A 12118-nucleotide genomic window follows, 5' to 3' on the forward strand; every position below is an offset into this window, starting at 1 on the left:
AGCGCAACGTGATGAATGTCGAAGAGAAAAAGCCGCTGTGGCAACGTCTGGGTTGGCTGGTGCTGATCTGGGGGCTGAGCGTGGCGGCGCTTGGGGTGGTGGCCTATGGCATGCGCATGTTCATGAGTGCAGCTGGCCTGAGTACCCACTGAGCCTTTTATCCATCGCGGGGCAAGCCCGCTCCACGCTGCTTTCTGAACGCTGCGTGGGAGCGGGCTTGCCCCGCGATGCTTTATTTCCGGGCTTTGAGCACCACGAACTTCGGCGTTGCCGCCACCTGCTCGACTCCTCGGAACAACCGCGCCAGCTTGCTGTGATAGCCCAGGTGGCGGTTGCCGACGATGTACAGCGCCCCACCGACTTCCAGCGCCTCCCGGGCCTGCTGGAACATGCGCCAGGCGAGGAAGTCGCCCACCACCTGCTGCTGGTGGAAGGGCGGGTTGCACAGCACCACGTCCAGCGATTGTTTCTCCTGACCGGCCAGGCCATCTGCGGCCCTGATCGTCACCTCGCGATTACCCAGCGCCGCCTGCCAGTTCTCCCGTGCTGACTGCACCGCCATGTACGACTCGTCAACCAGAGTGAACTGCGCATCCGGGTTGGCCAGGGCGCAGGCGATCGCCAGCACGCCATTGCCACAGCCCAGGTCGGCGACCCGGGCGCTGCCCAGGTCGCGTGGCAGGTGCGGCAGGAAGGCGCGGGTGCCGATGTCCAGGCCTTCGCGGCAGAACACGTTGGCGTGGTTGACCAGCTCCAGGTCCGGGCTGTCCAGGCGGTAGCGGCTGGGGTAGGGGGAGTGTGCGGTCGGGCGTTCGGCGACGGTGGCAGTCAGCAGGCGCGCTTTCTTTTGCGCCAGCGAAGCCTGGACCGGGCCGATGTACTTCTCCATCAGGTCGCCGGCGGCGCGGGGCAGGTGCTTGATCATGGCCCCGGCGATCACTTGGGCGCCGGGGGCCAGCTGGGCCCGCAGGCGGATCAGCTGCTCCTCGAGCAGGGCCAGGGTCTTCGGCACGCGCACCAACACGCGGTCGAACGGCCCCTGAAAGGCCTCGCTGGCCGGGATGAAGGGCACGCTGTCAAACGGCTTGCCGTTACCCGCGAGGTTCTTCTCCAGGGCCAGGTGCGCCAGGTGCGAGTCGCCGCTGCTGGTTACCTGTACATGTCCCGCGAGGCTCGCGGCCAGGGCACCGAAGCTGTCGTTGAGCACCAGCACCCTGCAGCTCGCCTGCGGCGCCTGGGCGGCCAGGTGCTCCAGCAGATACTGGTCGGCGGCATCGAAGGCCAGCAGCGGGTCGTTGGCCTGCACCGGCTGGCGGATCAGGTCGAGGTCGGCGAAGGGGCTGTTGAACAGGGGCATGACGTGGGGCTCTGCTGCGAATCCTGCCCGGCGCGCTGCGCGGCGGGCTTGCGGCGGGTGATTCTACAGGGCTTTGCGTCCGGGCGGGGGACGGGCTGTCAGAGCAGGCCGCGCAGGGCGGCAATGGCGATGGCACCGGCTTTGTTGGAGGCGTTGGTCTTGGTGATCACGCTGCGGATATGGAAATTCACGGTACTGGTCGATAGCGAGAGGATCATCGCCACGTCGGCGGCGGTCTTGCCCGCTGCGGACCACTTGAGCACTTCGAGTTCGCGCTCGCTCAGTTGCGGCACCGGGCTGAACTTCTGCAGATGATGTGTGCTGAGTACGGCGTGCAAGGTGTTGCACAGCCACATTACCTGGGCACTCTTCGCGAAGAGTTCCTCGCGGGTGACGACTCCCTGGGGCCTGGAGACACTCAACTGACTCTCGTTGTGCTGCTGGTCATGCACCGACTGGCTCCAGCCATGGGTCATGCCATGCGCCGTCGCGGCTTCACGTAGTTGCGGGACTTCGCGATAGAGGTCGTCGCTCCATAACAATGGCAGCGTTGTTCGATGGCATTTCGATACTGCAGGGTCTATCTTGATGAAACCCTCGGCTTGATAACGCTCATTCCAGGCGCTTGGGTAGTTGTTGTATAGGATTACCTGTGGGTCACGGGCCGTGATGTGCAGGTGCAGTGCCAAGCCAACGAACTCCATGTTGAGCGCCTGGGCCAGTTTCACCGCTTGGCCAAACAGTGCCTTCGGCTCTTGCTCGTCCAGCATTTGCTGGAGTTGCTCGCTTTTCCAGTGTGGCATCGATAAAGCTCCCTTTGGCGTTGCAGTGGATCCAAAATCGGCAGTGCACGGGACGTAGTGTAGGAAAACTCCTAACGCTGTGTTGGGTTTTTTTTGCTATAGCCGCCACACTTTTTTAGCTGATTGCGATCACTCCTTGGCGATACCTTACAAACCGACGGTGTTTATCTCCGGCGCTTTGCGCGAAACTGTGCGCACCTGATCCATGGAGTCCGTCATGACCGCCAGCGCCGACAAATTTACCCGCCAGACCCTGCTCGACGTCCAGCCCCTGACGCCCAACCTGTTTTCCCTGCGTGTCAACCGTGATGCCGGTTTTCGTTTCCGCGCCGGGCAGTTCGCCCGCCTCGGGGTGAGCAAGGCCGATGGCAGCATCGCCTGGCGTGCCTATTCCATGGTCAGCGCGCCTCATGACGAGTTCCTCGACTTCTTCTCCATCGTGGTGCCGGGAGGCGAGTTCACCAGCGAACTGAGCCGCCTGGGTAAAGGCGACACCTTGTTGATAGACCGTCAGGCCTTCGGCTACCTGACCCTCGACCGTTTCGTCGGGGGGCGCGACCTGTGGCTGCTGGCCACTGGCACCGGCATCGCCCCTTTCATGTCGATCCTGCAGGACTTCGAGGCCTGGGAGCGCTTTGACAACATCAAGTTGGTGTACTCGGTGCGCGAGGCGAAGGAATTGGCGTATGTGGACGAGATCGCCACGCTGGAGCAGCGCGACTACCTGGCGGAGTTCGCGGGCAAGCTGCAGTTCATCCCGGTGGTGACCCGAGAGCAGCATCCGGGCGCGTTGAATGCGCGGATCACCACGCTGATCGAGAACGGTGAGCTGGAAAAGGCGGCGGGACTGGCACTGTCGCCGGAACATTCGCGGATCATGCTGTGCGGCAACCCGCAGATGATCGATGAGACGCGCAAGGTGCTCAAGGCGCGCGACCTGCAATTGAGCCTGAGCAAGCGGCCGGGGCAAGTGGCGGTGGAGAACTACTGGTAAGGCACAACAGCGCCTTTTGGATCGTCGCCACTGGGGCCGCCGCAAAGCGGCCCCAGTGGTTTTGTGCTTCAGGGTTGGCGGTTCTGCGCCTTTAGCAGGTCGCGAATCTCGGTCAGCAGGGTTTCCTCGGCGCTCGGCACCGGCGGTGCGGTCGGTGCCACGGCCTCTTCGCGCTTGAGGCGGTTGATCACCTTCACGCCCATGAAGATGGCGAAGGCGACGATGATGAAGTCGAGGATGGTCTGGATGAACTTGCCATAGGCCATAACCACGGCCGGCACATCGCCTTCGGCGGCCTTGAGCGTGATCGCCAGGTCGCTGAAGTCCACCCCGCCGATCAGCATGCCGATGGGGGGCATGATCACGTCGCCGACAAAGGAGGAGACGATCTTGCCGAACGCCGCGCCGATGATGATACCCACCGCCATGTCGACGACATTTCCCTTGACCGCGAAGGCCTTGAATTCACTGAGCATGCCCATGCTGTATTCCTTTGTTACGAATGGAGAGGTAAACGCAGTGTAAGCCACTAAAACGCTTCATGCGTGACGTTCGCAGCTACAGACTGTGTTTAGAGCGAATAGTTTTGTCGCCCGCCGCGGCCTCCGGGACACGTCCGTGTTCGGCTATCATGGCGGTTTTTCCCAGGAGACCCGCCCATGGCCAAGGCCAAGCGCTTGTATGGCTGCACAGAGTGTGGCGCGACCTTCCCCAAATGGGCCGGCCAGTGCGGTGATTGCGGGGCCTGGAACACCTTGGTCGAGACCATGATCGAGAGCGGCGGCGCCGCGGCGCCGAGCGGGCGTGCCGGCTGGACCGGGCAGCAGGCGCAGATCAAGACCCTGGCCGAAGTCAGCGTCGAGGAGATCCCGCGCTTCACCACCAGCAGTACCGAGCTCGACCGCGTGCTTGGCGGTGGCCTGGTGGACGGCTCGGTGGTGCTGATCGGCGGTGATCCGGGGATCGGCAAGTCCACCATCCTGCTGCAGACCCTTTGCAACATCGCCACGCAGATGCCCGCGCTGTATGTCACCGGCGAGGAGTCGCAGCAGCAGGTGGCCATGCGCTCCCGGCGCCTGGGCCTGCCCCAGGACCAGCTCAAGGTCATGACCGAAACCTGCATCGAGACCATCATCGCCACCGCGCGCCAGGAAAAGCCGCGGGTGATGGTCATCGACTCGATCCAGACCATCTTCACCGAGCAGTTGCAGTCGGCCCCGGGCGGTGTCGCACAAGTGCGCGAAAGTACGGCATTGCTGGTGCGCTACGCCAAGCAGAGCGGCACGGCGATCTTCCTGGTCGGCCACGTCACCAAGGAAGGCTCGCTGGCCGGCCCGCGGGTGCTCGAGCACATGGTCGATACCGTGCTGTATTTCGAGGGTGAGTCCGATGGTCGCCTGCGTCTGCTGCGGGCGGTGAAGAACCGCTTCGGCGCGGTCAACGAACTGGGCGTGTTCGGCATGACCGATCGTGGCCTGAAGGAAGTCTCCAACCCGTCGGCGATCTTCCTCAACCGTACCCAGGAGGAAGTGCCGGGCAGCGTGGTCATGGCCACCTGGGAAGGTACCCGGCCGATGCTGGTGGAGGTCCAGGCGCTGGTCGACGACAGCCACCTGGCCAACCCGCGACGGGTGACCCTGGGCCTGGACCAGAACCGTCTGGCCATGCTGCTGGCGGTGCTGCACCGGCACGGCGGCATCCCCACCCATGACCAGGACGTGTTCCTCAATGTCGTCGGCGGCGTGAAGGTGCTCGAAACCGCTTCGGACCTGGCGTTGCTGGCCGCGGTGATGTCGAGCCTGCGCAACCGCCCGCTCGCCCATGGCCTGCTGGTGTTCGGCGAGATCGGCCTGTCGGGCGAAGTTCGCCCGGTGCCCAGTGGCCAGGAGCGTCTGAAGGAGGCGGCCAAGCATGGCTTCAAGCGTGCCATCGTGCCCAAGGGCAACGCGCCGAAGGAAGCGCCCGCCGGGTTGCAGGTGATTGCCGTGACACGTCTGGAACAGGCGCTGGATGCACTTTTCGAGTAACGCTGTTTTCTTGCAAGTGATTCTCAATAACCAGTAGCATACCGCCACCTTGCGACCACCCCATGGAGAGCGTGTGGCGGAGTTCGACCTCAAGCGGCTGTTCACAAAGCACGCGAAAAATCTTCAGGGCCTGCTCTCGCGCAAGGTGCGCGACCCGCAGCTGGCGGCCGACCTGGTGCAGGACAGTTTCTTGCGCCTGGCCGAGCAGCAACGCCATGAGCCGATCGAAAATGCCCAGGCCTATCTGTACCGCACGGCGCACAACCTGATGATCGATCACGTGCGTCAGCAGCAGCGACGCAAGACCGACACGGTGCCCCACGAAGCCTTCGAGGCGATCGTCGAGGATGGCCCCGGGCTCGAGGAGCAGGCTGTGCGCGAGCAGCACCTGCGTCGCCTGCAGGCGATCCTCGACGAGCTGCCCGAACGCACCCGGGAAATCTTTCGCCTGAACCGCCTGGAAGGCATGACCCACGCCGAGGTCGCCCGGCACCTGGGGGTCTCCGACAGCTCGGTGCAAAAGCATCTGGCCAAGGCCCTGGCCTATGTGATGCAGTGCCTGCAGGAAACCGAATGACCAACGGTTTACTGACAAATGCCGCTTCAGACGTCAGCCCAGACATAACCAGATCACGAGAGAACCGTGTGAGCAGCCAGAACGAGCAAGCCATCCGCGAGCAGGCCGCCGAGTGGGTGGTGCTGCAGCAGGCCGGTCCCCTGAACCCGGCGCAGCAGCACGCCTTGGATCAGTGGTGCGCCAGCGATCCCCGGCACGCCCAGGCCTATGGTTTCGCCCAGGCCACCTGGGCTGACCTTGGTCAATTGGCAAGCTTGCCCGCCGTCTCGGCCGTTCGCCCCACGACTCCCCTTCAGGGCAGCCCGGTACGGCGACGGCGACCTCGCTTGCGCCGGGTCGTCGCCAGTGCGGCGGCGCTGCTGCTGGCGGTGCTGACCGTGCAGCAAGGTCCCCAGGCCTGGCTGGGCTGGCACGCGGACTACCTTACGGGTATCGGCGAGGTGCGCCGGGTGACCCTGCCCGATGGCAGCCAGGTGGAGCTGGACAGCCGCAGTGCCCTCCAGCTCGCCTTCGACGATCGGGAGCGCCGCGTGCGCCTGTTGTCCGGTGAAGCCATCTTCACTGCCGCACCGATCACGGCCCGGGACGCCCGCCCGTTCGTGGTCGAATACGCCGGGGCTACCAGCCGCGCCCTCGGTACACGCTTCGTGGTTGGCGCGGCGGGCGAGGGGGGCTGGGTCGGCATGCTGGAGCACAGCGTTGCGGTCGACTTGCAAGTGCCGCCGTTGCGGGGGCAGGCCAGTCAGTTATTGGAGCAGGGCGAGAGCCTGCGCTATGACCAGCACAAGGGGGTACGACCCTGGCCGGGTCACGATCTGCGGCGAGCCACGGACTGGCAGCGCGGCGTGCTGGTGTTCGAACGCCAGCCGCTCGCCGAGGTGGTCGCCCGGCTCAATCGCTACCGTGCTGGCCAGTTGGTGGTTGCCAGTGACGCACTGGCCCGGCGTGAGGTCAGCGGAGTATTCCGCCTCGACCAGCTAGGCACCGCCCCGGTGGTGCTCGGTGACGAGCTCAAGGCCCGGCTGATCGAGCTTCCAGGCTTGGCCGTGCTGTACTGAATGCGGCTTTGGCAAAATACTTTCAATTTTATTTACTGACTTTTCCTGCGCAGCTCGTCTGATTGTTGAGATTGATTTTCATTACTAGAAAACGCCAACAACGGACGAGCAACCGCAGTGAGCACGCCACGACAACAACCCTTGCGCCCTCTGGGCCGCCTCGCCCTGGCCGGCAGCCTGGTCTTGGGCAGCTGTGCATTGCCGATGGGGATCGGCTTGGCACACGCCGCCGATTCGTCAAGCACCGCCAGCCGCAACCTGGTGCGTTTCGATATTCCGGCCCAGCCGCTCGACAGCGCGGTACTGGCCTACGCCGAGCAGTCCGGTGTGCAGGTGTTCTTCGACAGCCGCAAGCTGGCCGGCCTGCGCAGCGAAGGGCTGCAGGGCAGCTACCCGGCCGAAGAGGGCCTGCGCCAACTGCTGCGCGGCACGCCGGTACGCTACCACTTCAGTGCCGCCGGACAGGTTGGTCTGGAGCGTGTCGTCCAGGACGGCGAGGTCCTGGAGCTGGGCGCGACCCATGTCGACTCGCAGCGCGATGGCGATTGGGTGTACCAGACCCCGCGATCGGTGAGTGTCATTACCCGTGAGCAGATCGAGCAACGCGCTCCTCGTCATGCCGCCGACCTGCTTGAACAGACCCCGGGCGTGTACACCGCGGTCAACCAGCGTGACCCCGGATTGTCGGTGAACATCCGCGGCGTGCAGGACTATGGCCGGGTCAACATGAACATCGACGGCATGCGCCAGAACTTCAACGTCAACGGCCACCAGCAGCGCAACGGCGTGATGTTCATCGACCCCGAGTTCATCCAGGGTGTCGAGATCGACAAGGGCACCTCGGCCGGCATGGGCGGTGCCGGGGTGATCGGCGGCATCGCCAGCTTCAACACCGTCGATGCTCGCGACCTGCTCGGTCCGGGCAAGGAAATGGGTGGTCGCCTGCGCGCCGGTCACGGTATCGGCGAATTGGGCAACGGCACCTACTTCAATGGCAGTGCGCTGTTCGCCGTCGGCAATCAAGCCGGCGATATCCTGCTTGGCCACAGCGAACGGCATTTCGGCAATTACCGCAGCGGTACGCAGAACGCCGACAACCTGGGCACGCAGATCCGCGGCAAGCTGGAGAATCGCGAGGCCTGGAAGAGCTGGCTGCATGGCGAAGTGGGGGCGATGGACAGCGTGACCCGCTCCCAGCTGTTCAAGTTCGGCCTCAACCTTGCCGACGACCAGCGTCTGCAGTTCAGCTACATCGAGACCGACACCGACAGCAAGGACGCCTGGACCTACAACGATAGCAACGCCAACCGCTATTACTACCGGGTCACCGGCACCAACGACATCAATGCGAAGAATGCCGCGCTGGACTACAGCTTCACCCCGGACAACGACCTGATCGACTTCAAGGCCAAGCTTTACTACGTGACCACCCGCCAGGACCGCTGGAACGCCGACAACCTGTCCAGCGCCGCCACCGGCAACCGCGTCGAGGCCTACACCGACCGCTTCCAGACCGACACCTGGGGCCTGCAGTTGCAGAACACCTCGCGCTGGCACCTGGGACAGGCCGACACCCTGAGCTTCAACTATGGTACCGAGTTGTTCCAGGACAGCTTCCGCCCCAGCACCGAGCGCATCGCCGCGGCCAACGAGGTGGAGTCGCTACCCTACGTGCAGGGCGCCAATCCCAAGGGCAAGCGGGTGATGGCCAGCCTGTTCGGCAAGCTTACCTACGAGCATGACGACTGGCTCACCCTGGATGCCGGGCTGCGCTACGACCGTTATCGCCTGAGCGGCAAGACCGGTGTCACCACCTGGATGTACCCCGAAGGTGTCACCGAGGTCGGCCTTACCCGCCAGCAGACCCACATGATCTTTGACGAGGACACCGAGGAGGGCCGCTTTTCGCCGACCTTCGGTATCGCGCTCAAGCCCGGGCCGGACTGGTTGCAGGTCTACACCCGCTGGGGCCGTGGCTGGCGCCCGCCAGCGGTGACCGAAGTGTTCATGAGCGGCCGCCCGCATGCCGGCGGCAGTGCCGAGATGGTCTACCCCAACCCGTTCCTCAAGGCCGAGGAGTCGCACAACTGGGAGTTGGGGCTGAACATCTTCAAGGAGTCGCTGCTGCGCGACGGCGACCGTTTCGGTGCCAAGGTCGCCTACTTTGATACGCGCATCGACAACTTCTCGTTCCTCGATACCAATGTCTCGCTGCCCGGCAGCAGCGTGGCAGGCATCGCCCTGGGCCGTTCGGCCTACCAGAACAACCTGGAGACCACGCGCTTTCGCGGCGTGGAATACAGCCTGGATTACGATGCCGGTGCCTACTACGGCCAGCTCAGCTACACCCACATGATCGGCAGCAACGAGTTCTGTTCCAACCAGTTCTACATGGGTGGCGCACAGCGTCTGGTCAGCGCCGGCACCGTCATGCGCCCGGTGCGGGTGGGCAGCCGCATCATCATGCTGCCGGTGCGCGTATCACGCGCCGAGGGCGCCGCAGACACCAACAGTATCGTCAGTTGCGGCGACATCATGGGCAACGCCTCGTACATGCCCGCCGACCGTGGCGCCCTGACCCTGGGCATGCGCCTGCTCGAGCGCACCCTGGATGTGGGCATGCGCGTGCGCTACAGCGAAGGCAATGGCGAGAACCTCAAGAGCCATACCTACAACCAGATCGACCAGGCCCAGTGGCCGCAGTACACGGTCTACGACCTCTACGCCAGCTACTGGATGACCCCCAGCCTGAACCTGGCCCTGTCGTTGGAGAACGCCACCGACGAGGCCTACTTCGTGGCCATGGGCGACGGCAACAACCTGTCGCTGGCCCGCGGCCGCACCTTGAGCGGCATGCTCGAGTACCGCTTCTGAACCAACCGGGTTTGCCCATTCCGGGCGACGCGAAGGCACGGAACGCGCCTTCGTCATTACTGTGCAACAACGAGGAACCGTCATGACCCTTTCCGTTAACTACGACGCCGCCTTCGCCAGCTCGACCGTCGACGACTACCTGGCCTTCTGGAGTGCCGGCTTCGTCACTGCCGGCCATGGCTACAGCAACACCGGAGGCTTCAGCAACGGCACCTTCGATGGCGACCAGTACGCTACCCACGGTCGCAACAACTCCGACTACGCCTTCATTGCCGACAGCGACAGCGCCAACGGTCTGCATTATGTGTTCGACCCGTCCAAGGCCCCGGGCGACAACCTCAACCACTACCTGTGGGGCTCGCTGGACAACGTCTCCCTGGGTGAAGTGCTCGGTGGTGGCAGCGGCAGCGACTTCAGCCTGGGCAACTACGTGGTCAGCTTCAACGGCCTGGATCTGGATGCCGCGCAGGGCGCCGGTCGTGCCGGCAACGAAGTGCAGAGCGTGATCTACGGCCTGATGCAGGGCAACACCTCGGCCCTGGAAGGCGTGCTGGACAACCTGCTGGCCGGTTATGGCGTCTCCACCAACAGTACTTTCGCCGAGATCGGTGCGGCCCTGGCCGCCGCCCCGGCTCACGCCGCTGCCGCCGAAGCGGTCGGCGTGCAGGCGCTGCCCGAGGACCTGGCCCTGGCGGCCTGAGCGCAGGCATGAAAAAGCGAATGGAAGGTCACCCCGCCATTCGCTGATCTGATGCACTTACCCCGCAGCCCGTGTCTTTGCCGGGCCCAGGCTGCGGCGGTGCGAATTCTGTGGCGACGACAGGGCGAATGCAATCGCCGGTCGGCGCCTTCTACGAGGTTTCCAACAAATGCGAACCGCTCCCGCCGCGGCCAACGAAGTGCTGCGGGCGCTCAGGGCCTGCCGTGCCGGGCTTGGCAACGTTGCGCTGTTCACCGCGGTGATCAACGTGCTGATGCTGGCCCCGGCACTGTACATGCTGCAGGTCTATGACCGGGTCCTGTCGTCGCGCAACGAGATGACCCTGTTGATGCTCAGCCTCATGGTGCTCGGGTTGTTCGCCTTCATGGGCCTGCTGGAGTGGCTGCGCAGCCAGGTGGTGATCCGCCTGGGCACGCGCATGGACATGGACCTCAACCCGCGGGTGTTCGAGGCCGCCTATGAGGCCAGCCTGGCCGGGCACAAGGGCGCTGCGGGGCAGATGCTCGCCGACCTGACCGCGTTGCGCCAGTTTGCCACCGGCCAGGCCCTGTTCGCGTTCTTCGACGCGCCGTGGTTCCCGGTATACCTGCTGGTGATGTTCATGTTCAGCCCATGGCTCGGCCTGATGGCGCTGCTGGGAGCGGTGCTGCTGACGCTGCTGGCCTGGGTCAACGAGCGCCTGACCCAGGCGCCGTTCGCCGAGGCCGGGCAGCTGTCGCAGCAGGCCGGTCTGGAAGCCAGCGCCAACCTGCGCAACGCCGAGGTGATCGAGGCCATGGGCATGCTGGCGCCGGTGCGCCAGCGCTGGGCGCGCCTGCACCATGGCTTCCTGGCCCGGCAGAACCTGGGCAGCGAGCGCACCGCGGCGGTCACCGCGCTGACCAAGACCGTGCGCCTGGCCCTGCAGTCGCTGGTGCTCGGCCTGGGGGCCTGGCTGGCCATCGAGCAACTGATCACGCCGGGGATGATGATCGCCGGGTCCATACTCATGGCCCGGGTGCTGGCACCGATCGACCAGTTGATCGGCGCCTGGCGTCAATGGAGTGGTGCGCGCCTGGCCTATCACCGCCTCAGCGAGCTGCTGCAGGCCCAGCCGCCGCGCCCGGCGGGCATGCCGCTGCCGGCACCGCACGGCAAGCTCACCCTCGAGCAGGTGGCGGCGACGCAGCCGGGCAGCAGCCGTCTGTGCCTGAACAACCTGGGCTTCGAACTGCCGGCGGGCGAGTCACTGGGGATCATCGGCCCGTCAGGCTCGGGCAAGTCGACCCTGGCGCGGCTGCTCGTCGGCGCCGTTGCCCCGGCGAGCGGCAAGGTCCGCCTGGATGGCGCGGACCTGAGGGTCTGGGACCGTGGCGCCTTGGGTCAGCATATCGGCTATCTGCCCCAGGACGTGCAACTGTTCGCCGGCAGCATCGCCGACAACATCGCCCGGCTCGGCCCGGTGGATGCCCAGCAGGTGGTGGCCGCGGCGCAACTGGCGGGAGTGCATGACATGATCCTCAAGCTGCCGGGTGGCTATGACACGCTGCTGGGGGAGGGCGGGCTGGGACTGTCCGGCGGCCAGCGCCAGCGCATCGGCCTGGCGCGGGCGTTGTACGGTCTGCCGGCACTGATCGTGCTCGACGAGCCCAATTCCAATCTCGATGAAGCCGGGGAGCAGGCGTTGGTCGAGGCCATTGCCAGGCTGCGCGAGCACAAGCGCACGTT

At 64.9% G+C, this 12118-nt stretch carries 11 protein-coding genes; 8 read left to right on the forward strand and 3 right to left on the reverse strand.

Annotation, left to right across the window (positions count from 1 at the left end; all coding sequences use genetic code 11):
• Positions 1-11 precede the first annotated feature (11 nt).
• A complete protein-coding gene (locus tag DMX06_RS22235; protein ID WP_036986195.1) occupies positions 12-152 on the forward strand; it encodes a DUF2474 domain-containing protein in 141 nt (46 codons plus the stop codon).
• A gap of 80 nt (positions 153-232) precedes the next feature.
• Here DMX06_RS22235 and DMX06_RS22240 read toward each other — a convergent pair whose 3' ends face one another.
• Positions 233-1357, reverse strand: a complete 1125-nt coding sequence (locus DMX06_RS22240; RefSeq protein WP_110739373.1) for a methyltransferase — start codon at positions 1355-1357, stop codon at positions 233-235.
• A 98-nt stretch (positions 1358-1455) separates the two neighbouring features.
• The gene (locus DMX06_RS22245; protein ID WP_110739374.1) at positions 1456-2160 is read right to left on the reverse strand and encodes an autoinducer binding domain-containing protein; all 705 of its coding nucleotides are present in this window, start codon (positions 2158-2160) and stop codon (positions 1456-1458) included.
• A gap of 217 nt (positions 2161-2377) precedes the next feature.
• Between DMX06_RS22245 and DMX06_RS22250 the strand changes: the two genes are divergently transcribed.
• Positions 2378-3154: a ferredoxin--NADP reductase gene (locus tag DMX06_RS22250; RefSeq protein WP_110739375.1), complete on the forward strand. Its 777-nt coding sequence runs from the start codon at positions 2378-2380 to the stop codon at positions 3152-3154.
• 68 nt (positions 3155-3222) lie between these two features.
• Here the strand turns inward: DMX06_RS22250 and mscL are convergent, their stop codons facing one another.
• Positions 3223-3636 carry a large-conductance mechanosensitive channel protein MscL gene (gene mscL, locus DMX06_RS22255; protein WP_110739376.1) on the reverse strand — a complete coding sequence of 138 codons (414 nt, stop codon included), beginning with the start codon at positions 3634-3636 and terminating at the stop codon, positions 3223-3225.
• A gap of 177 nt (positions 3637-3813) precedes the next feature.
• Between mscL and radA the strand changes: the two genes are divergently transcribed.
• The 6 genes from radA to DMX06_RS22285 all read left to right on the forward strand — a co-directional run.
• On the forward strand, positions 3814-5181 hold the full coding sequence (gene radA / locus DMX06_RS22260) for a DNA repair protein RadA (RefSeq protein WP_028691337.1): 1368 nt from the start codon (positions 3814-3816) through the stop codon (positions 5179-5181).
• Positions 5182-5254: 73 nt separating this feature from the next.
• Positions 5255-5758 carry an RNA polymerase sigma factor gene (locus DMX06_RS22265; protein WP_110739377.1) on the forward strand — a complete coding sequence of 168 codons (504 nt, stop codon included), beginning with the start codon at positions 5255-5257 and terminating at the stop codon, positions 5756-5758.
• 68 nt (positions 5759-5826) lie between these two features.
• Positions 5827-6816, forward strand: coding sequence for a FecR family protein (locus DMX06_RS22270; RefSeq protein WP_110739378.1), 990 nt, complete (start codon positions 5827-5829; stop codon positions 6814-6816).
• A gap of 204 nt (positions 6817-7020) precedes the next feature.
• On the forward strand, positions 7021-9690 hold the full coding sequence (locus DMX06_RS22275) for a TonB-dependent receptor (protein WP_258378900.1): 2670 nt from the start codon (positions 7021-7023) through the stop codon (positions 9688-9690).
• 82 nt (positions 9691-9772) lie between these two features.
• Positions 9773-10390, forward strand: coding sequence for a heme acquisition protein HasA (locus tag DMX06_RS22280; protein WP_110739380.1), 618 nt, complete (start codon positions 9773-9775; stop codon positions 10388-10390).
• A gap of 169 nt (positions 10391-10559) precedes the next feature.
• Positions 10560-12118: type I secretion system permease/ATPase (locus DMX06_RS22285; protein WP_110739381.1), on the forward strand; the 1559-nt coding region annotated here is incomplete at its 3' end.

Origin of the sequence: Pseudomonas mosselii (genome assembly GCF_003205295.1) — a bacterium.
In the GTDB taxonomy this organism is placed as follows: Bacteria; Pseudomonadota; Gammaproteobacteria; order Pseudomonadales; family Pseudomonadaceae; genus Aquipseudomonas; species Aquipseudomonas mosselii_B.